The 20,524-nt window shown below is 54.0% G+C and carries 22 protein-coding genes; 10 read left to right on the plus strand and 12 right to left on the minus strand.

Annotated elements, in window-relative coordinates; translation table 11 throughout:
* Positions 1-178: 178 nt before the first annotated feature.
* Positions 179-1,018: a sporulation protein YunB gene (yunB, locus tag ABIE48_RS00830; RefSeq protein ID WP_192716221.1), complete on the plus strand. Its 840-nt coding sequence runs from the start codon at positions 179-181 to the stop codon at positions 1,016-1,018.
* Between the two features lie 48 nt (positions 1,019-1,066).
* Here the strand turns inward: yunB and ABIE48_RS00835 are convergent, their stop codons facing one another.
* Positions 1,067-2,158, minus strand: a complete 1,092-nt coding sequence (locus ABIE48_RS00835) for a M23 family metallopeptidase (RefSeq protein WP_192716222.1) — start codon at positions 2,156-2,158, stop codon at positions 1,067-1,069.
* Positions 2,159-2,345: 187 nt separating this feature from the next.
* Here ABIE48_RS00835 and lipA point away from each other — a divergent pair, with 187 nt between their 5' ends.
* Both lipA and ABIE48_RS00845 read left to right on the plus strand, forming a co-directional pair.
* The gene (lipA, locus tag ABIE48_RS00840; RefSeq protein ID WP_234489770.1) at positions 2,346-3,227 is read left to right on the plus strand and encodes a lipoyl synthase; all 882 of its coding nucleotides are present in this window, start codon (positions 2,346-2,348) and stop codon (positions 3,225-3,227) included.
* A 45-nt stretch (positions 3,228-3,272) separates the two neighbouring features.
* The gene (locus ABIE48_RS00845; RefSeq protein WP_076175150.1) at positions 3,273-3,584 is read left to right on the plus strand and encodes a YutD family protein; all 312 of its coding nucleotides are present in this window, start codon (positions 3,273-3,275) and stop codon (positions 3,582-3,584) included.
* A 164-nt stretch (positions 3,585-3,748) separates the two neighbouring features.
* Here ABIE48_RS00845 and ABIE48_RS00850 read toward each other — a convergent pair whose 3' ends face one another.
* Together ABIE48_RS00850 and ylbJ are read right to left on the minus strand one after the other, a co-directional pair.
* The gene (locus tag ABIE48_RS00850; protein WP_076175238.1) at positions 3,749-4,552 is read right to left on the minus strand and encodes an NAD kinase; all 804 of its coding nucleotides are present in this window, start codon (positions 4,550-4,552) and stop codon (positions 3,749-3,751) included.
* A gap of 83 nt (positions 4,553-4,635) precedes the next feature.
* Positions 4,636-5,868, minus strand: coding sequence for a sporulation integral membrane protein YlbJ (gene ylbJ, locus ABIE48_RS00855; protein ID WP_192716223.1), 1,233 nt, complete (start codon positions 5,866-5,868; stop codon positions 4,636-4,638).
* 564 nt (positions 5,869-6,432) lie between these two features.
* Between ylbJ and ABIE48_RS00860 the strand changes: the two genes are divergently transcribed.
* Positions 6,433-7,134, plus strand: a complete 702-nt coding sequence (locus tag ABIE48_RS00860; RefSeq protein WP_192716607.1) for a DUF2225 domain-containing protein — start codon at positions 6,433-6,435, stop codon at positions 7,132-7,134.
* Between the two features lie 82 nt (positions 7,135-7,216).
* On the opposite strand, the gene ABIE48_RS00865 is transcribed toward ABIE48_RS00860, so the two are convergent.
* Positions 7,217-7,447, minus strand: a complete 231-nt coding sequence (locus tag ABIE48_RS00865; protein WP_076175144.1) for a hypothetical protein — start codon at positions 7,445-7,447, stop codon at positions 7,217-7,219.
* Positions 7,444-7,614 (minus strand): YycC family protein, encoded by a 171-nt coding sequence (locus tag ABIE48_RS00870; RefSeq protein WP_076175142.1) that lies wholly within the window; start codon positions 7,612-7,614, stop codon positions 7,444-7,446. Before ABIE48_RS00870 ends, ABIE48_RS00865 begins: the two co-directional genes overlap by 4 nt.
* 136 nt (positions 7,615-7,750) lie before the next feature.
* On the opposite strand from ABIE48_RS00870, the gene ABIE48_RS00875 reads away from it, so the two are divergent.
* Entirely contained in the window at positions 7,751-9,550 is a 1,800-nt protein-coding gene (locus tag ABIE48_RS00875) for a M3 family oligoendopeptidase (protein ID WP_192716224.1), read from the plus strand.
* A gap of 241 nt (positions 9,551-9,791) precedes the next feature.
* On the opposite strand, the gene ABIE48_RS00880 is transcribed toward ABIE48_RS00875, so the two are convergent.
* From ABIE48_RS00880 to ABIE48_RS00890, 3 genes are read right to left on the minus strand one after another with little or no spacing between them, the layout of a single operon-like run.
* On the minus strand, positions 9,792-10,877 hold the full coding sequence (locus ABIE48_RS00880; protein WP_483312639.1) for an ABC transporter permease: 1,086 nt from the start codon (positions 10,875-10,877) through the stop codon (positions 9,792-9,794).
* A complete protein-coding gene (locus tag ABIE48_RS00885; RefSeq protein ID WP_192716226.1) occupies positions 10,843-11,853 on the minus strand; it encodes an ABC transporter ATP-binding protein in 1,011 nt (336 codons plus the stop codon). The genes ABIE48_RS00880 and ABIE48_RS00885 overlap by 35 nt, the downstream gene beginning before the upstream one ends.
* 2 nt (positions 11,854-11,855) lie before the next feature.
* Complete coding sequence (locus ABIE48_RS00890; protein ID WP_192716227.1) at positions 11,856-13,019, minus strand: COG1470 family protein; 1,164 nt, start codon at positions 13,017-13,019, stop codon at positions 11,856-11,858.
* A 258-nt stretch (positions 13,020-13,277) separates the two neighbouring features.
* Between ABIE48_RS00890 and ABIE48_RS00895 the strand changes: the two genes are divergently transcribed.
* The 3 genes from ABIE48_RS00895 to ABIE48_RS00905 all read left to right on the plus strand — a co-directional run bounded on the left by ABIE48_RS00895 (position 13,278) and on the right by ABIE48_RS00905 (position 15,576).
* Complete coding sequence (locus ABIE48_RS00895) at positions 13,278-13,898, plus strand: RNA polymerase sigma factor (protein ID WP_192716228.1); 621 nt, start codon at positions 13,278-13,280, stop codon at positions 13,896-13,898.
* Positions 13,864-14,802 carry an anti-sigma factor gene (locus tag ABIE48_RS00900; RefSeq protein ID WP_192716229.1) on the plus strand — a complete coding sequence of 313 codons (939 nt, stop codon included), beginning with the start codon at positions 13,864-13,866 and terminating at the stop codon, positions 14,800-14,802. Before ABIE48_RS00895 ends, ABIE48_RS00900 begins: the two co-directional genes overlap by 35 nt.
* Before the next feature lie 366 nt (positions 14,803-15,168).
* A complete protein-coding gene (locus tag ABIE48_RS00905; protein ID WP_076175130.1) occupies positions 15,169-15,576 on the plus strand; it encodes an O-methyltransferase in 408 nt (135 codons plus the stop codon).
* Between the two features lie 270 nt (positions 15,577-15,846).
* Here the strand turns inward: ABIE48_RS00905 and ABIE48_RS00910 are convergent, their stop codons facing one another.
* Entirely contained in the window at positions 15,847-16,086 is a 240-nt protein-coding gene (locus ABIE48_RS00910) for an alpha/beta-type small acid-soluble spore protein (RefSeq protein WP_076175232.1), read from the minus strand.
* A 199-nt stretch (positions 16,087-16,285) separates the two neighbouring features.
* Positions 16,286-17,266: an aldose 1-epimerase gene (locus ABIE48_RS00915; RefSeq protein ID WP_192716230.1), complete on the minus strand. Its 981-nt coding sequence runs from the start codon at positions 17,264-17,266 to the stop codon at positions 16,286-16,288.
* Between the two features lie 454 nt (positions 17,267-17,720).
* Here ABIE48_RS00915 and trpS point away from each other — a divergent pair, with 454 nt between their 5' ends.
* The gene (gene trpS / locus ABIE48_RS00920) at positions 17,721-18,710 is read left to right on the plus strand and encodes a tryptophan--tRNA ligase (RefSeq protein ID WP_145026224.1); all 990 of its coding nucleotides are present in this window, start codon (positions 17,721-17,723) and stop codon (positions 18,708-18,710) included.
* A gap of 29 nt (positions 18,711-18,739) precedes the next feature.
* Here trpS and ABIE48_RS00925 read toward each other — a convergent pair whose 3' ends face one another.
* A complete protein-coding gene (locus ABIE48_RS00925) occupies positions 18,740-18,925 on the minus strand; it encodes a hypothetical protein (protein ID WP_089549890.1) in 186 nt (61 codons plus the stop codon).
* A 119-nt stretch (positions 18,926-19,044) separates the two neighbouring features.
* Here ABIE48_RS00925 and ABIE48_RS00930 point away from each other — a divergent pair, with 119 nt between their 5' ends.
* On the plus strand, positions 19,045-19,260 hold the full coding sequence (locus tag ABIE48_RS00930; RefSeq protein ID WP_076175122.1) for an alpha/beta-type small acid-soluble spore protein: 216 nt from the start codon (positions 19,045-19,047) through the stop codon (positions 19,258-19,260).
* 231 nt (positions 19,261-19,491) lie between these two features.
* On the opposite strand, the gene ABIE48_RS00935 is transcribed toward ABIE48_RS00930, so the two are convergent.
* Positions 19,492-20,475, minus strand: a complete 984-nt coding sequence (locus ABIE48_RS00935; RefSeq protein ID WP_192716231.1) for a metal-dependent hydrolase — start codon at positions 20,473-20,475, stop codon at positions 19,492-19,494.
* Positions 20,476-20,524: the final 49 nt, after the last annotated feature.

Consider the following 20,524-nt stretch of genomic DNA (forward strand, 5'->3'; position numbering starts at 1 on the left):
TCATTTTTTAAAAATATTATGTTAAAAGGGGATAACGATCTTCCTCTAATGTTGATACCAGTATAACAAAATACGAAAGTGGCTGCTCCCTGGCAGGAGTGGGGCTTGCTCTTCTTTTTTGCCAAGCCCGGGCATATGCTGATAAGGTAACCTACGGCTTCGAAGGAGGGGTTCCGGCATGAAAAGAAGGGCCAGATGGCGCAGCAGAGGGGCGAGCAGGCCCCGGAGCCGGCGGAGAGTATGGCTGATCGGTGCATTGGTTTTTCTCATTCTTATGCTCCAGGGCTTCGCCTATGTCGAAAATCATCTGAAGCCGCCCATCATGTACCTGGCCAAAATCCGCATGAAGCAGATTGCGACCGACGCCATTAACGAAGCGGTGGCTGCGCAGGTGGCTGAAGGCGAGAACGCGGATGACCTGATCGATTGGAAAATGGATACGTCCGGCAAAGTGTCCGGCTTTATGCTGAATTACGCAGAGCATATGAAAATTACCTCAAGCACCTTTAAGGTGGTTCAGTCCACGCTGGAGGACAAACATAAACTGGCCGAGAGCATTCCGCTGGGCCAGGCGCTCGGCAGCCCGATCATTGCATCCTTCGGCCCCAATATTCCGATTCGGGTCGAGCCTCAAGGTGCGGTCAAGGTAGATCTGAAAACGAGAGAAAAAGATGCGGGGATTAATATGGTGCTCGTGGAGATTTACATTCATGTAACGGTCGAAGTGGGAGTCGTCGTGCCGTTCGACATGGAGCCGGAAATCGTCGATACGGAAATCCCGGTCTCCTACCTGATGGTCGTCGGCAACGTACCGATGTATTATTACGACAGCAAGGGCACGCCGGTCGGGGAGAACGGGGCCGCGGCGCCAAGCATCGCGCTGCCCGGAGCCGGAGCGCAAAGCCAGCAAGGCGGAAGCCCGGCGGCCGTTACCCCGCCCAGCATCCATCCGGGAGGGGAAAACCCCGGAACAACGGATTCGACGAGCGGGGTAACGGGGGAGGCAGGGAAGCACTAAACGGCCCTGGTATAGCGATATGAAAAAGGGACCTCCCGAACACGCGGTTCAGGAGGATCCCTTTTTCTGTTTCAGCGCTTTGCGCTCTTCCATTTCCCAGCGCCGGAGGGATGGATAAGGGTCGAACGACCATTCGACCAGGCCGCTGTCACGGTAGATGCCGTAGTGCAGATGCGGAGGGAATTTACCTTGCGTGCCGGGTTTCCCGTAGCCGGAGCTGCCGACCCAGCCGATCGTTTGTCCTGGTGTGACGATATCCCCCTGTTTGATGGACTTTTCAAACCCCTGCAGATGAGCGTAGTAATGGTAATGGTTGTCCAAATCCCGGATGCCGATGCGCCAGCCGCCGAACGGGTTCCACCCCTTGAGCTCAACTACGCCATAGCAGGTGCTTCGTACGGGAACGCCGTAGTTCGCAAAGATGTCCGTGCCTTCATGGATCCGGTAACCTCCCCAGCTCCGCCCGCTTCCCCAGGTGCTCCGGTACGAATAGCTGCTGCTGATGGGGAGAGGGAAGGCATGCCCGGATAAATCCAGCGTGCCGAATTTTTCATACAGCTTGGAGAATTGTTCGATCCGTTGAACCGAGCGGCTGTTATGGTAATATTCCCACATCGCGATGTTGAAATCTTCCTGTGATTTGCCGTACCGCTGCAAATAATCCGCCATGCTGTACAGCACATCAAGGTCGTTGTCGGGATCTGCCCGCCCGTCGCCGGAGCCGTCGCGGCCGTACCCGTTGAAGATGGAAATGGACCGCGGGTTATGATCGTTCAATTCCGGATTGAACACTCCCGACCAGGCCGGTTCCGTAATAAGGATGCCGGTGAGGCGCTCCGGGTGCTTGCGATCCTTTGGATGGGCTTTGGTCAAGGTCCGTTCGTACTGGTCGATCGCGGCAATTCTGTACCAAGGGATGTTGGTGGCCTTGCTGATCTTCGCATAGAGTGCCTTTCTGGACTCCAGGATTTCTGTCCGGCTCAGCTGGTCCAGCGATTTGGCGGCTTGGTTAGGCTCCGGAGCCGCCGGCTCCGCGTCCACCTTGCCTGGAAGGTGAAAGCAGCCCAGCAGCAGCGCCGATGCGAGTACACCTGTCAGCGAACGTTTGAGCCACCGTGTGTGCGGAACAATGTATTTCATCGGTTCTCTACCTCCTGCCAGTTTGATGCAGTCCTCGCTCAATATTCGGACTGGACCGACATAGCCTTAGAGTGAATCAAGAACCTCGAATTTATCCGTGCTTGGAAATGGAAGTATTTTGGCTGATTTCATGATATAATATGGAACATGCAGCAGCTAACCATGATAGCGAAAGAAGGTCAGAACATTGCCTACGAATACCATCAAGGAGCCAAAGCCGGATTGGATTCGCATCAAACTGACAACCGGTGACAATTACCAGGAAATCAAGAGCATGATGCGCTCTAAGACCCTTCACACGGTATGTGAAGAAGCACGTTGCCCTAACATATATGAGTGCTGGGCCAATCGTACCGCCACGTTTATGATTCTCGGCGATATTTGTACGCGGGCCTGCCGTTTTTGTGCAGTAAATACAGGAAAACCGACGGAGTTGGATCTCCAGGAACCGGAACGTGTCGCTGAAGCGGCGGAGAACATGGGTCTGCGCCACTGCGTCATCACCAGTGTGGCCCGGGACGATCTGTCTGACGGCGGTGCGTCTATTTTCGCCGAGTCGATCAAGGCTGTCCGCAAGCGTCTGCCGCTGTGCAGCGTGGAGGTGCTGATTCCGGACTTTATGGGTAATTGGGACGCCCTGAAGACCGTAATGGACGCGAAGCCGGATATTTTGAACCATAACATTGAAACGGTGGAACGCATGTCGAATCGGGTGCGTGCCAAAGCGAAGTATGACCGCTCCCTGGAGCTGCTGCGCAGAGCGAAGGAAATGCAGCCGAACATTCCGACGAAGTCCAGCATCATGCTGGGAGTCGGGGAAGAATGGGATGAAATTTTGCAGGCGATGGACGACCTTCGCGCCGTGGATTGCAACATTATGACAATCGGGCAATATTTGCAGCCTTCTCCGCAGCATTTAAATGTGGTTAAATATTATCATCCCGATGAGTTTGCCGCTCTGAAGGAAGAAGGCATGAAGCGGGGATTCAGCCACGTGGAATCCGGACCGCTTGTGCGCAGCTCCTACCATGCCCATGAGCAGGTACAATCCGCTGCACAGCATAAATAGGCGCCATTATACGATAACCTCAGGCAGAAAGGCAGGGGTAGTTCATTGATTCTGATCGGCGGAAAAAATTATGAGGTGCTTAAAGATCATAAAGACGGTTGGAACCTTGAAGCCTTTCGTGAACGATACAGTGAAGTGCTGGACCGCTACGACTATATTGTCGGCGATTGGGGCTACAGTCAGCTCCGGCTTAAAGGGTTTTACCGGGATAAGCATCCCAAAGCAACCAAAGACACAGCCATTTCCGGCATGATGGATTACATTAACGAATACTGCAACTTCGGCTGCGCGTACTTTGTACTGCAGAAGAGCCGGGAGTCGCAGCCCAAAGAGAAAACAAAAAGCGGTTCCGTATAGGAGCCGCTTTTTGTTATGAGATCAGAAAGTATAAGTTTCGGAGCTTCTGCTTCCTGATCTCGCAAGAAAAACCTCCTCTAGAAGCGGTCTGTCTTCTTTGAAGGTACGTCGATAGACGTTTTTCTTATGCAACTTGTCATGCACATAAAGATCTTGATGCTGATCTATCCCAGAAATGCTTCCCGCACACGGTTCCAGAACGGGAACGGGCGGTATCTCGCAAAGCTGACCTTCTCCTTGGCGACCTGGCAGCGAACCGAGATGAGGTCGTCCACCTGCAGATTGACATGATCGATGTAGAGTAAGAGCCGTTGCTCTTTGCGGGAGAAAATGTCGCAGTGATGGTGCTTGGGCAGCAGAAGTGGCGATCCCATCGTCCGGAAGACGCGGTTGTTGATCGAGGCGATCTCCGCGATCTGCAGCGCTTCGATGGTCGGGTGCACCATGGCGCCTCCAAGACTTTTATTATATGCCGTACTTCCGGATGGCGTAGAGACGCAGATCCCGTCGCCGCGGAACATTTCAAAGGTTTGGTCGTTGATGTCCACCTGGGCCACTACCGTTCCGTCGACGCCTTTTAGAGTGAACTCGTTCAAGGCGATATAGGAAGCGTTGCCCGATTTTCTATGAATTTCAAGTTCAAGCAGCGGATATTTGACGATTCGCGGACGAATGGAGCCCGAATTAGCCGCAGAGCTCATCAGTTCGATCAGCTGTGGCAGCTCGTCCGCTTTCCAGTCCGCATAGAATCCCAGATGTCCGGTGTGAACCCCTACGAAGGCAATGTCAGGAATATGGTCAATAAACGTATGAAAGGCATGAAGCATGGTGCCGTCCCCGCCGATGGAAATGACAATCTCCGGTGATTCGGCATCCAGCTGAAATCCCCGTTGCGCCGCAAGCTTATGGAACTGCTCGCTTAAATCCACGGATAACTGATCCCCGCGATCCAGAACATAGTATCTCAAGGGTGTAAGCTCCTTTGTAATGGGTTTATAAGAATCATAAACAATATCGGAGGATAACACAACGTCCATTTCATGTTCCGTGATCAGGAGGTCCGGCGAACGCCGCGCCACAAGACTTGAATCCAGCTGATCAGAAGGGAGAGCACCGTCATCCCGGCCAGCAGGATGCACAACAGGACGAGGCAGTCCCGGATGCCTTGGGCCGAGGCCAGAAAGCCGAAGTTTTGGCTTGCGAAAGCAGGCGCATCGGTATAACGTCCCATCACCGGTTCCCATAAAAACAAAACGAGGAACGCAGCCACAAAACCGTGGATCAAGCGCGCCATCATGAACGGCAAATAGCGCAGATTGGTGGCGTGCAGAATGCTCGCGATCTGGGCATGCACGGAGAGCCCTCCCCAGGACAGGATAAAGGCCGCTGCAGCTGCCTTAAAGGGCAGCGGAACGGAGGAGGCGGCTTCACCCGCCGAACGGGCGCCCAGAGTAACCTCAAATAAGCCTCCAACGAGCGCTTCCGAGAGGGATGAAGGGAATTGGAGCGCCGTCAGGCCATTTTCCAGCAGATGATAGAAGAACGCCATTACCCCCGCTTCGGTAAGTATCTCTAAAAATACCGAGAAGAATACAACCAGTCCGCCCACGACAATAATAAGCTTCAGCGAAGATTCGACCGCCTGCTGGAGCAGCTCGCCCACGCTTCGGCCGTCGTTCATTCTGGCTTCATGCATAGCGTTGAACGCCCGCCGCAGCCGGCTGCCGCGAACCGGGGCTCCGGAAGCCGGAATTTCGGTCACCGAGCCCCGTTTGCCATGGAAACGCATGAGGAGGCCGATCAGAAAACCGCCGCCGTAATGGGAAAGTGCCAGAATGGTCGCGATTTTGGGATAATGAAAAAAACCGACCGATACGGCGCCGATCAAAAATATCGGGTCCGAAGAGGTTGTAAAGGCCACCAGCCGCTCGCCTTCCTCCCGGTTGAGCATTTTCTGTTCCCACAGCTTGGCCGTCAGCTTGGCCCCGATGGGATAGCCTGACACATACCCCATCGCGGCTACGAATCCCCCGCTTCCGGGAATGCGGAACAGCGGCTTCATCAGCGGATCGAGCAGCGTGCCGAACAAGTGAACGATGCCGAAGCCCAGCATCATTTCGGAAATGATGAAGAAGGGAAATAACGACGGAAACAGGACGTCCCACCAAATGGCCAAGCCCCGCAGGGCGGATTCCAAATAAGGGCCGGGGTAACACAGCATCAGCACTAACAATCCGGCCATAGACGCAATCATGAGCGGTAAACCCAGCCTTTTTACGGACAAATTCGCATCCTCCCTTCCGAATATGGGACATGAGAATCACACCTATGTTCCTAGATTTTATGAATGTCATCGGACAAACAGTACAAAAAAGTTGGGAAAGCGTTTACAATAAAGGCTGTATTTTTGGTGGAGATATGGTAAAATATACAGTACAACAACTAACTTCATTTCAAATTTAAAATATATGGATGGAGTGATGAGAACATGAGTATTGTCGCCGGTCTCCTTGTCTGCGCCTTCGTGTATGTCATTCGCGCCTCACTGGTCCATCCCGGCGAAGAGGATTGGAGCAGTTACTGAAGATGTCCTAAGGTGCTAAACTTACGTTTAGCGCCTTTTTTTGTGCATAGGGACTTGTCCTTCTGCGAGGCTCATGCAGAGGATCTGAGACCCTAATTTAAAGCTCAGAGCCCACTTTGTGGGGTTATTTTGTTTTTGGTTTTTGATATAATGGAAATCATATGTACTTTGCATTTTGATGATTCATTCGAGTAAGCAGCGGCGGAAGGCCCGGAAAGAGACAAGCAGCGATGAGGACACTGGGCATGAAAGGAATGTATGGATGTGGCATTGGAACCTCTTTACTCCATTAATGTAGTATGCTGTAATTGCGAGCATCAATTTTCCACGTCACGGGTGCGTCCGAGCTTTAAGAAGGCCGTGCGTACGGATGCGGATTTTTGTGCTTATTATAACAACGAGAATCCCGACTATTATGTGGTCAGGGTATGCCCGAAGTGCGGTTTTGCGTCTACGGAGCATTCAACGGAACGGCTGAGCGATATGCAGAAGAAGCAGTTTGCCGAGAAAATCGGCAAGCGCTGGATCGAGCGGGACTACAGCGGACACCGGGATTGGGAAATTGCGCTTGAGACCTACAAGCTCGCCTTGCTGTGCGCGCAGACGATTGGAGAGAAGGATCGGATTATCGCAAGCCTTCTGCACCATATTGCCTGGCTCTACCGGTATAAAGGCGACGAGGAGCAGGAGCAGCGCTTTCTGAAATACTGCCTGGATTCTTATATCCGGGTGTATGAGCTGGAAGGCGTAGGAGCGAACAACGCGCGCTTGCTTTATTTGATTGGGGAACTGAACCGCCGGACAGGCGATTTCCATCAGGCGGTCAAGTGGTTCTCCAGAGTCATCAATGATAAAAATATCGTGGATTCAGCCATGATCCACGCTTCACGCGAGCAGTGGGGCGTGCTGCGGCAAGAAATGCTGGACAAGCGAATGGAGCTGCCGGGCGAGATGAATCCCGCCTGAACGTAAAAACACGCCAAGGAGACCGTGTTCATCACGGCATGCCTTTGCGTGTTTTCTTTCCGGAGCAGATCTGCCGGTTTGATCAGCGAATATCCTGGTCGAACAGCAAATAATCGTTGTCCGTGTCAATGATATGGAGTCTGTTGTTACAGCAGGGAAAGACGAGCAGCTTTTTCTTTCCTTCATGAATGCTGCGAAGCTCAGCCGGCTTAAGGGGCAGCCTCACATTGTTCGTTCCGCAGAACGGACATTCATGTACATAGATATCGCCCATCACTTTGTCGTAAGGCCAGGTTCTGGAGAACGGAATCATGATTTGGTTCCTTCATCGCCGTCCTGCTTGCCGGCCTCTTCCTTGGCGAGCTCCGCCAGCTTCTGCAGCAGGATATGCTGCGGCATGTGCATCAGGTGTTCCAGGGGAACCCCCAGCTTCTCGGATAGTTTCACGGCGGTCTCCGGTGAAATTTGCAATGGTCTCATGGTGAGTATCCCTCCTCTGTATGAATAAGCCCGTTTTGCCGGGCAGAAACATAAGGGTTTCGTCTTTATAGTTATACACCTTACCATGAGGCCAATCAAATAAAATAAAAATGATGATGAGAAAGGTGATTCGAACATGAACAAAGACCTGAAATTAACTTGGAATCTTGAATCCGTATTTCCGGGCGGCTCCGCTTCCGCCGAGTTCGATACCTTCCTTCACTCCCTGGAGCAGGATCTGAAGAGCCTTCAGGGCGAAATCAAGGCAGCCAAGGCCCCGGCGAGCCTCAAAGAGACCGAGTCGTTTGACGGGTTTATTGAAGCGCTGCAGGGCACTATTGCCCGCCTCTCCGAAGCCAGCGCGTTCGTCAGCTGCCTGCAGGCGCAGAACCAGCAGGATAAGAAGGCCGTTCAGCTGGGCGGCCGCCTGGCGGCCCTTCGGGCGCTCATTAGTGGAATCATGACCGACTTTGACCACATTCTCCGCTCGACTGATGATGAGACGTTCGCGCAGTGGATCGGCCGGGATCAGGTGCGGCAGTTGGCCTTCGTCCTCAGCGAGAGCCGCGATCAAGCCCGCGAAATGATGAGTCCGGACATGGAGAGCCTCGCGCTCGATTTGGCTATCGACGGTTATCATGGCTGGAGCAGTATGTATGATACGATCGTCAGCCATATTCAAATTCCGTTTGAGGAAAACGGCGAGACTGTGTCGCTGTCGGCTGGGCAGGCGGCCAATAAGCTGGACAGTCCGGACAAGGAGACCCGCGAGTCGATGTTCGTGAAGTGGGAACAGGCATGGTCGGACAAAGCCGACTTCTGCGGGGATACGCTGAATCACCTCGGCGGATTCCGCCTGAAGCTGTACGGACGCCGCGGCTGGGACGAAGTGCTGAAGGAGCCGCTTGAAATCAACCGCATGTCTCGTGAGACGCTGGACGCCATGTGGAATGTCATCCAGGACAATAAGCAGATGCTGCTGCAGTATATGGAGCGCAAGGCCAAGCTGCTCGGCCAGGACCGTCTGAGCTGGGTGGACGTGGAAGCGCCGATCAGCAAGTCTTCGGGCACGATTTCTTACCAGGAAGCGGCGGAAACGATCGTGGAGCAGTTCCGCAAGTTCAGCCCGCGCATGGCTGATTTTGCCGAGATGGCCTTCGACAAGTCCTGGATCGAGGCGGAAGACCGTCCTGGCAAGCGTCCTGGCGGGTTCTGCACCTCGCTGAAGCTCAGCAAGGAGACGCGGATCTTTATGACGTTCAGCGGAACCGCTTCGAACGTCTCGACGCTGGCGCATGAGCTCGGACACGGCTATCACCAACACCTGATGAACGAGCTGCCGATTTTGAACCAGCGGTATGCAATGAACGTTGCGGAGACGGCTTCTACCTTCGCGGAGATGATCGTATCGGACGCGATGGTAAAATCGGCTGCCGATGAGCAGGAGCAGCTGGCGCTGCTTGAAGACAAAATCCAGCGGAGCGTCGCATTTTACATGAACATCCATGCGCGCTTCCTGTTCGAGACCCGTTTCTATGAGAAACGGAAGAGCGGTCTGCTCAGCGTTCAGGAGCTGAACACGCTGATGGAAGAAGCGCAGAAGGAAGCGTACTGCGACGCCCTGTCGTCTTACCATCCGCATTTCTGGGCGTCGAAGCTGCATTTTTATATTACGGGCGTGCCGTTCTACAACTTCCCGTATACTTTCGGCTACATGTTCAGCACCGGCATCTATGCACGCGCGCTGCAGGAAGGAGCGGGCTTTGCCGATAAATACGACGCCCTGCTGCGCGATACCGGCGTCATGACGGTGGAGGAACTGGCGAAGAAGCACCTGAACGCCGATTTGACAGGCCGCGATTTCTGGCAGAGCGCGGCAGATCTGACGGCAGAGGATGTCAAGCAGTTCCTGGCCATGACCGACCATCTGGTGTAATCCAGCCGGAGAGTTTGAATAAATGTAATAGACTACGTCACACAAAAAGCAGTCCCCTGGGGTTCATTACGCCCCAAAGGGACTGCTTTTTTGATGATACATTAGTTTGGGAGACACGGACTAGTTATATCGCATCGCAAGAAGACGACTGCTAAATGCACTCTTATGCGGCTGGAAAAGCAACATGGAATCGCTTTGTTAGATGTCCTCCCTCCGCAAAGTGCATCAAGCGGGGCATAGGTTAGGAACGCCCGCGGATTTCCTGACGCAGGAACATGACGTACGAGATCGCAAAGCAGGCCAGCGTCAGGGCGATCAGCCCGGTGACCTGCGGCCAGATCAGCAGCAGGCTCTGCCCGAAGGGGAGCGGGCTGTCAATCGCGCCGTAGGCCTGCTCCGTCGTGAGCGGCCCCAGTGTACGCACCGTCGGCATCAGCAGCGTCGAGGTCGCCTCATTGAACAGCGTATACGGTGAAATCCGGCTCAGCCCGAGCATAAAGCTGACATGGTGGACCATGTCGTCCATCGAAGCCGTGTCGCTGTTAGGCGCAAGGCCCGAGGAGATCAAATTCAGGATCATATCGTAAAAGAAGCTGAAGAACAGCCAGACGGCGATGCCGGACAGCGCCGATGTGGCAGGCTGGCGGAACTTAACCGAGAACAGGATGGATAAGTTCAGCCAGAATCCGATATAGACGATCGTGACGACCAGGAAGCTGAGGATTCTCAGCAGCTCCTCGAATGACGGCGGCAGTCCGACGATCAGAAAACCGAGGGCCAGCACGAGCAGCCCGAGGGAGAGAAACATGAAGCCGATGATGGTGAGCGATGCGATAAATTTGGCGTTCAGCAAATCGTCACGGTGAATCGGCTGCGCCATGATGCGGCTCAGGGTGCCTTTGTTCCGCTCGCTGTTGACGGCGTCGAAGCCGAGGCCGATGCCAAGCAGCGGGCCCAGGAAGCCGATGAACCCGATAAACGACGGCAGGGTGCCGTCGGAGGTGGTGAACAGCTTCAGGATGACGAAATCGCTGTAGCCGTCCGTGGATTTGATAGCGTCCTGCAGGCTGTTCAGCGCCGTATACAGCGAGGCGACGCAGGTCAGGAAGATGATCGCCAGGAGCAGCAGGAAGCGCCAGCTCCGGACATGATCGGAAATCTCCTTGCGCACCAGGACGCGGAATGCCGCCGGGTTCGCATTTGCCCGGCTGAACCGCTCCCGGTCGGAGGGAACAGTGCCCCGCAGCCGGCCGATGCCGTCCTTAAATGGGGAGCTGACCGTGTCCCAGGCTTTATTTAGCTGCTCTTTTAGAACGCTTGCTTCCAAGTTCCTCACCTCCCGCAAAATATCGCCGGTAGATTTCATCCAGGCCGTATTCCTTGCGCTGCAGCCCGTAAAGGGCCGCTCCCGACGCGACGACCGTCCGGGCGATCTCCGGACTGCAGTCGGCGTTGACGCCGATCTCCAGGCGCGTCCGGTCCTCCGCCGGCCTCATCGAGTCCTGATCCCCGCTCGCGATCCGGACGGAGCTGACCCCTTCCACGCTCTGAAGGTCAGCCAGCAGCGCATCATCCGCCCGGTCCACCTCGGCGGTGATCAAGAGCGGCGTGTCGGTCAGCAGGACGCGGGACAGCGTCTCCAGGTTTCCTTCGGCCAGCAGCCTGCCGCTGACGAACAAACCGACGCGGTCGCAGATTTGCTGTACCTGGTGAAGCTGGTGCGAGGAGAGGAGCACCGTCAAGCCCTGGTCCCGGCTGAGGCCGTGGATCAGGCTGAGGAGCTCATCGATCCCTTTAGGGTCGATGCCGAGCGTCGGCTCGTCGAGGATGATGATTTCCGGCCGCTTGATCAGGACGTCCGCGAGTCCGAGCCGCTGCCGCATACCGCGGGAGTAATTCCCGGCCTTCTTATGGACGGCATCCTGCAGCCCTACCTCCTTCAGCAGATAGAGCGAACGATCCTCCGCCTCTTTGTCGGAAATGCCGTTAAGGCGGGCGGTCAGCTTTAAGTTCTCGAGGCCGGTCCAGTCTTCGTAAAAACCGACGTCGTCCGGCAGGTAACCGACGCGGCGTTTGACTTCAATCGGCCGCCGCGTCGGATCCAGCCCCAGCACGTTGATGCTTCCGCTGTCCGGTTCGCTCAGGCCGAGAAGCATCAGAATGGTGGTCGATTTGCCTGCGCCGTTTGGGCCGAGCAGGCCGAAGATTTCTCCGCGGCGGATTTGAAGGGACAGATGGTCTACGGCTTTATGGGTGCCGTAGCTTTTGGTCAACTGCTGAATGTCGATGACTGTCTCCGCCAACGTTATCTCCTCCCGTATTTACGAATGAGTACATAGATGCCGCCCAAAATGACCAGGATGATCAGCACGCCGATCCAGCCCCACAGGACGGAGCCTTTGACAGCGACCCGGAAAGAGGCGTTGGATGAAGATTCCGCAGCCTGGGCGGTAATATCGGTCACATAGTCCCCGGCGATGGCTTTGTCGCTTGCGGTCAATTTGGCTTCCACCGTGGTGGACTTGCCGGCGGCGAGCTTATCGACCGTTTTGGGATTAAAGCTGACTTCCCAGTTGGTTGGCGCCGTGGAGGTGAAGTTAATGTTGGTCAGGTCGGCGGTACCGGTATTTTTGACCAGAAGCTCTACGGTTTTATCTCCGCCTGCCTTAATGTCGGTGCTTAACAATCCGCTTGGCGTCGTCAGTTCCATGCTGTACTTGCCGGTAATGACGGCTTCGAGCTCCAGCTCGGAATTCGTTGTCTGGTTGGAAGCGCGGATCGGTATTTTAAAAGTACCCTGCGTCACGTTTTCAGCCGGCTTTACATCAACGGTAATGGATTTGTCAGCCCCCGGGTCCACTTCGACGGAAGAGACCTGTTTGCTGTCTGCCGTAAATGTTACGTCCCATCCCTTCTCAGCCTGGGCGGTTAACGCATACGTCTGCTTTTCGGCGGTGCGGTTGGACAGGTTCACCGAATAGGTAAAGGTCGCGTCGGAGTGCCCCTCCAGGTTGGCCTGATCGGTCGTCAGTTCGGTTTGATACGTGCCCTTTTCCGTGATGTTGACCGAAAGTGGCAGAGACGCGAGGCTGCCCGCCGACAGCGTAAAGCGATAGGTTCCCTTGTCGATTTGCATTGGAACCGTCACGTCCAGGGAGATCGTTTGCGATGAATCCGGCATGACCGAAATTTCGTTCAGGTCCCAGCCGCCGCCGGAAATTTTGGCCGTCCAGCCTTCGGGCAGACCGGTAACGGATATCGGGGCTGTAATGACGCTGCCGGAGTTGTTTTTCAGCTCCACGCTGTAATTCAGCGATTCTCCGGGAGGCACGGAAATGGAAGTGTAGGTAGTGTACAGCGTCAGACCTCCGGCTGCATGAACCGGACTTCCCGTGCTGGCGATCAGGAAGCCGATGCAGAGCATCAGCGCCAGGCCGGCATGTGTGATGATCCTCAAGAAACGTGTCATGAAACAGAACCCTCCTCAAGTGTGTTGGTGATCATCTGGAATACGAATGAAGAGGCACCACCGGATTTACCGGAAGATTAAAAGAAGATAAAAATTTGCTTAAAAAGGGATAAAATCACGGAAGAGGGGAGTCCGAACGCGAAATTCTTTTGCTAGAATGTTGCTGTAAAAATGGCGGCCAGCGCTCTCTTCGGGACCTTGGGTGCAGGGGGCGGGCCGGATCAAGGGAATGAAGAGAGTAAGGGGGGATACTCCATCATGCAGGACCGTCCTGAAGCGTGGTTGAAGGAAATTGCAGAGGGCTCGGCTCCGGCTTTCGACCGGTTCTATGATGCATTTGCTCCGATGGTTTACCGGCTTGCGGAATACTGGATGAAGGACCGGGTGGAAGCGGAAGATGTCTGTCAGGAAATTTTTATCGAAGTGATGGAAAAAGCGGCGCACTACGATCCCGAAAGGGGCAGCGTGGAAGCGTGGCTGGCGGTTCGTGTCCGAAGCAGGGCCATGGACCGCCTCCGGCAAAAGCAGCGGATGGCCGCCCTGCAGCGGACGCAGGAAGAGTCGGCCGTTATGCGCTGGCAGCGGACGTTGGAATCGGCGGAGCTCGAAGCCTTCCGGCATCTGGATCAGGAGCAGGTGAGGGCGGCGCTGCGCAGCATCCCGCCCATGCAGCGAATGGCGCTCTACGGGAGCTATATGATGGAGCTGACGCACCGCGAGCTGGCTGAGAAGATGCAGAAGCCGGTCGGAACCGTGAAGTCGCTGATCCGCTACGGCATCCGGAATTTGCGCAGCAGACTGGAGCAGGGCCAGGTTAGCCAGGCCGGCGAAGGAGGTGAACCGCATGCGGTTGTCCATTCGGGAAAATGGGAGCAATAATCCTGAAGGCTGTGCGGAGCTGCCCGAGGAAAAACTGGTCGATTACGCGATGAAACAGCTGGAAGAGCAGGAGCGTCTCTGCGTCGAGGAGCATGCCGCCGCTTGTCCCCACTGCAGGGAGCGCCTTGCCGAGTGGGAGACGGTGATGCAATCCGTTGAGCTGGTCGGCTCGGTAATGAGCGAGCCAGCCTCGGCTTTGGAAGGTCAGCCAACCGCTGCAGCGTTGAGCACGCCGCTGCCCGAGTCGCCGATACGGGCTGTGGATACCGAAGAGAAAACCGCATCAGAGGCGGATTGGCAGGCCTCCAGCGCCGTAGCTGGCCCGCTCGCGGCCTCTTCCGCAGCTCCTAGCCCGTCCGCCCGTCTGGGCCGCAAAATGCGGCTTCTGGCCCGGCTCCGTTCCCTGGAAAAAGGATTTGTCCGCCGGCGGCGTTACCTTGTACCTGCCGCAGCGGCAGCGGTTGTTGCGGGCTGCGTCGTTGCCGGGCTGTTCTCCTTCAAGCATCGGGAGATGCCGTCCGCAGATTCTATCGATCAAGCCTTTACATCCAAAATCGCTGTTATGCAGTCGGCCAATTACGATCAGTACCGGATTCCGCCGCTTCCGCCGCTCCACGGATCGGGAGGCGTGTGGATCGACCGGCATTCGGGTGAGATGCTGATCGTGATCGAAGGCCTTCAGCCACCGGAGGAAAAGGCCTACCAGGTATGGCTGCAGCATGAGCAGCGGTCGGTCAGTATGGGAATGCTGATGACGGATATGGCCGAGGGTAAAGGTTATTATTACGGATACGGGACCATGGACCCGGACCAAATTGTGATCAGTCTGGAACCTAAGGGCGGGAGCCGGGTTCCGACCGGACCCGAAGCACTAAGGGTGTCTGTCGATGAGAACAGGGAGTAGTGCCAGCTTGGGGGAGCTCAAATGCCCCCGGGCTTTTTTTCTTTTCAGGTTTCGCGTTAGCCCGGGATAGTCTCTTTAAGCCGAATGTTTTTAGGGTGATGGGATCATCGAAATGGATTTGGGATAGCGTTCATTGGAGTTGATTCGTGGTTTTTCGTGTTAATCTTGGAGTGTTCCTGGGGAAATCGCATTTTGTCAAAATAACCAGAAATATAGCGATTTGTTGCCGAAAATAAAATTGCTTTAACGAAAATAATAGGAATTATTACCCAATTATGTTTGATGTTGTTGTATGATACCACATGCTGTCTTATAATGAGTCATAAGCCCTATGAGTTTTGGCGAATTTTGGAGAGGGGGAAAAAGATGATCAAAACCGAGCAGTTATCTTTGGCAAGGCAATTGGATTTAGTGTTTAAGGAACTGGAAGAAGAGCTGTCAGGACTATCATCCGGCACGGTGTTTGTGCAAATACGAAATAATGTCATTGGTAAATTTGGTATCCGGCATCATCCGCTGGAAGGACGGAACGGGGAAATTCATTCCCAGGATTCCGGACTGACTCCAGTACAGTACTCGTCTTTTCGTCTCATGGCTTTAGAAAGTTTAAAATACAAGCGCCACTGGACTCACGGTGAAATCAGCTACGAATTTACGATCCGGCAGGGGCTCATTGCGGTGGATGCCATCTTGGAATCCAACTATAACATGGCTAACCTGATGATCCGGTATCCGAGACATACATATCCTGAAACAGTAACAGAATTGTCGTAGTTCGTCGTGGACTTATTTTTATCATCCCTTCTTGCTTTTGTAGTATGACTTTATCCATGAATATCCGAATAGTTTGATTAGCACAGAAGACAGACCAGGCTTAGCGGAAGTTTTTATTGCGTTTTCGAATGGTTAGCTCCGCTGAAAATTTTATTAATTCTATAATTAGAAAAAGGCAGCCCTTGGAATAATCCAGAGGCTGCCTTTTGTAGGCGGGGACGGCTCGCGCCGGGCCCGGCTCATCATGATATCAACGTATACAAATGCAGATTATTGGCCGGAACGACCCGATAATTGCTGCTCTGCCAGTTGTACCAGACGTTTCGTGATGTAACCTCCCAAAGAACCAGTCTCACGGGAAGTGTAGTTGCCCATGTATCCGTCTTGTGGCATTTGAACGCCAAGCTCTTGTGCAGCTTCAAGTTTCAGTTGTTGAAGAGCAGCGTTAGCTTGTGGAACCACCAGGTTGTTCGAGCGGCTTCCGCGTCCTTGGTTTTGACCTTGACCCATACCCATGTTTGTCACCTCCTTTGAACTTTATGGAGTTATTATGGTGCGAAAGATTTGAAAACATGCAGCAAGAATGGAGATATAAATTGGTAAATAGAGGATAACGCAAAAAGGGCCGCACGCTTCAAGCAGCATGCAGCCCTGTTATTTGTAAATTTGAAAATCCGCGTTTTCCTATGCCTGTTTCTAAGGAGTCGGCTTAATGGTCTTCAGAAGGATAGACCATGTCCAGCGTCAGGTCCATCTCGATCGATGCCTTCGGCTCGATCCGGATCAGTCCCGTCAGGTCCGGTCCCGCGGCAAGATTGGGCGCATCCGGCAGCCAGGTATATGGCTCGATGCACAAAAACTCGTCCGCTTCGCCTTTCGTATAGAGGACCCAATGCTTATAGTACTTCGGATCCGCAGAATACTTCAGTCCGTACCCGTCACTGCGCATCAGCAGGGCTTCCGCAGGCTGTCCTTCCCCGATCCGGAGCGGCGTGTCGAAGTTGGTCCCGGCCAGATTGAGTCCTTGATTGAGCTGATCGAGCGGTCCAAGCGGAAGGAGCTCGCCGGTCGTAATTAAATCCTTATCCAGCGCATATTCCGCGCTTACAGGCAGGGTAAGCGTCCACTCTCCCGGCTGCCCGTCAAGCAAAAACCATGTATGAAAACCGATGCCGAAAGGTATCGGATGGTCCCCCAGGTGGGTAACCTTTAAGTGTTGGGTCAGTTTGGACCCTTGAAGGCGAAGCGTCATTTCCAGTTTCAGCGGTGCGGGAAACTGCTCCATCCAGTGTGGATCGTCTGAGGTCAGGAACTCCGAGGTCACTGCACAGCCTTCTTCGTCTTCTTCGATATCGCTGACTCTCCAGGACTGCGTCCGGTGGAGACCGTGAATATGGTTGTCTCCGGCGGTATTCCGGTCGAACTGATACGATCTGCCTTCGTATTCAAAATGGCCGCCGCGGATCCGTCCCGGGGGAATCAGCATCGGCATGCCAAAATGGTAAGGTTTTTGCAGGTAGAACTCCAGATCGTTGTCATCAGGTCTCCGAACGACCTGCCGATTTAGGGTATGGTCCAAAATGGAAATGACATTGTTTCCAAGCGATGGCAGCAGTGTGACTTCAAGCTCACGGCTATGCAGGATATAGGTATCGTATCCGTTCCATTGCCCTTTGGTCACTTGTTTCATATCGTTGCTCCTTTTTCCTCTAAATTCATTTAGCCTTCAAATATCTAACCCATATCATAACAGATTTGATGGCGTTTCGTAAAAAAAGGGGTTTGACAATTCGACGATCTGAGCTTTATCATAGGCATTGCAAAAGGCTTTCAATGATTATGTAAACACGATGACAGGGACAAGTAAGCAAAGACGGCGTAACCTTCAGAAAGCCGGTGGTTGATGCGAACCGGTGGAGCCGATTTTGCCGAATGGACCCTTGAGTGCCGCGTTGAACGGAAGCAACCATGACTTCCTGCGTAGACCGGCCGGCGATTCCACGTTACGGAAGCAGAAAGGCTGACAGTTGTCGCTTCCACATGGGCGGCTTGCAGCAAATAAGGGTGGCACCACGGTCTCACGTCCCTTGCGGGCGTGGGGCCTTTTTTGTTTTTACCATTTTTAAAGTTGGAGGGATTGTTTGATGAAAACCGTACTTTCCGGCATTCAACCCAGCGGCAAACTGACGCTCGGCAACTATATCGGAGCCATGAAAAATTTTGTAAAACTGCAGAACGACTATCAGTGCAATTTTATGGTCGTCGATCTTCACGCGATTACGGTACCCCAGGAACCCGAGGCGCTTCGGGAGCAGTCCGAGGCGGTAGCCGCCTTGTTCATTGCAGCGGGCATTGATCCAAACAAGGCGAATGTGTATATGCAATCGCATGTTCCGCCGCATGCCGAGCTGGGATGGCTGCTGACGACGCTCACCTCGATGGGCGAACTCGAGCGTATGACCCAGTTTAAAGACAAATCGGCCGGCAAGGACTCCGTAGGCGCCGGATTGTTTGTCTATCCCGCGCTGATGGCGGCAGACATTCTGGTGTACAATGCGGATCTGGTTCCCGTAGGCGAAGACCAGAAGCAGCACTTGGAGCTGGCCCGCGACCTGGCGGGACGTTTTAATCACCGCTTCGGCGACTATTTTACCATTCCGGAACCGTACATCCCCGAAGTGGGCGCGCGGATTATGTCGCTGGACGACGCTTCGAAAAAAATGAGCAAAAGCAATCCGAACCCGGGAAGCTATATCGCCCTCTTGGATCCGCCGGATGTCATCCGCAAAAAGATCAGCCGGGCCACGACCGATTCGGGAAAAGAAATCCGCTACGCACCGGATGAAAAACCGGAAATCAGCAATTTGATGAGTATTTACTCGCAATGCTCCGGCATGTCGCTGCAGGAAATTCAAGATAAATACGAAGGTCAAATGTATGGCGGATTTAAAAAGGACCTGGGAGAAGTCATCGTAGCGACGCTCGAGCCGCTGCAGCAAAAATATGACGAAATCCGCAAGTCCGGTCAAATTCATGATATTTTGGCGCAGGGCGCAGAAAAAGCCATGGAGAAGGCATCCCGCACCGTGGCCGAAGTCAAAGAAAGAATGGGATTTCTCCCGGCCAAGAAATAACTTCCCCGGCGGCAGCGATGCTAGCAGCTTTACCGGTGATCAGGCTGCTGAAGCCGGTTCTTGCGGGCTTTGACCACAAAGCCCCAGCCGATATTGAGAATTGCGAGAATGCCGAGCAGCACGGCTACCCAGCCGTTATAGCTGATGGAGACGGCGCATGCCATCAGAAGCAGGATGGACGAGGCAGCAAACCATAAAGACAAGCCTTTACTCATTGGCAAAAACCTCCATTTCATATATAGAAACTTTCTTGTATAACTGTGTCGCTGCGAGCCATACTAAGCTTGCAAGCTTGCATTTCAATAAGACGCAGAATTGAAGGGAGACTCTTATTATGGCTAGATCTCGTTCCAACAATCTGGTGGTACCTCAAGCGAACGCTGCACTGCAGCAACTGAAAATGGAAGCGGCTCAGGAGCTCGGCGTTCAAATGCCGCAAGACGGATACATGGGCAACTACACTTCCCGTGAAACCGGTTCTCTCGGGGGATACATTACGAAACGTCTGGTTCAATTGGCTGAGCAGCAACTTTCCGGCCAAGGCAGATAGTTCCATACAGGAAAGTATTTCGGGTCCGGAGCGCCGACAGGTGCTTCGGTCTTTGTCTTGCAACTACCGTGATTCTCTCTTATCCGGCAGCATCCGTCAAGAGGCAGGCTGTCTCCCGAACGGCGGGGCGGCTGAAAAACATTACGACGGAAGGATAAAAGGAGTTACGGTAAAAAAGGGATCTGCGGAATTTTTCCGCAGATCCCTTTTTATTATGCATCCCCGCGGCACTCAGCCTGAATTGATGGAGAGCCGCTTGTTCATTTTTTTGGAGCTCAGCCAGCCAACGTAAGTATTTATCGGCTGATAATTTTTATCCATGACGAGCACAGCGACGAACGGATACTGTCTCCGGTGCCGGTAGCGCACATCTGCCCAGCGGACCACATAGCCCCAGGGCAGCGGCTCGACTTCGGCCACCGCGAAGGAGGAGAAGTACAGGAAGGCTTCCACATCGGGATGCTTCCGCGAATGCTCGACCGCCGGATGGGACTCGGTGACGGCATGCTTTCTCCATTCGAGGGTATGGCCGTTCAGTACGCCGATCTGATAGCTGCCGTCCGGACGGGACTTGACGACATGCCACTTATTATAGGAAATGGTCGGAATGACGAAGTAACGTTCTCCCGGCTTACGGCTCTCATCCAGCCGCATCACTTCCCGGGTGCGCATCGAATGGGCGCCGGTCCGCCAAATATAATAAAACACCGTCAGGATATATACGACAGTGAACAGAGGTGCAGGATGTACCGCTCCCGTACTCCAGAGCAGAACGGCCAGGGCGTGCAGCGTGAAAATAAATGGGTCAAAAATATGAATGATGTTCCACGAAATCCACTTTTCCGTCACGGGCCTGAAGGCCTGGGTTCCGTACGTGTTGAACAGATCGCTGAACACGTGCAGACAGACAGCGATGCCGGTCCAGAGCACGATATGCCCGGATGGGACACCGCTGAACAGAAGGGACAGGATTCCGCTGATCAGAGCGGTCCAGATGACGAGAAACGGCAGGGAATGAGTAATTCCCCGGTGATTCTTAACATAGAGGGCATTGCTCTTGAACCGCAGCAGGCCGTCGAAATCCGGGGCCTGCGAACCGATGACAGTGCCCAGCAGCACCGCGGCGGCAAGCGTGGGACTCGCGGCAACCGCCGGATCGACGTAGGCGAGACCGGCCAGGCTGAGTCCAATCACAAAATGTGTGGCAGTATCCATTTACCATGTCTCCTTCTTGTTGTTCTTTATTCTATTGTAACAAACCCGG

It is taken from the genome of Paenibacillus sp. OAE614, from assembly GCF_040546645.1.
GTDB lineage: Bacteria > Bacillota > Bacilli > Paenibacillales > Paenibacillaceae > Paenibacillus_AQ > Paenibacillus_AQ favisporus.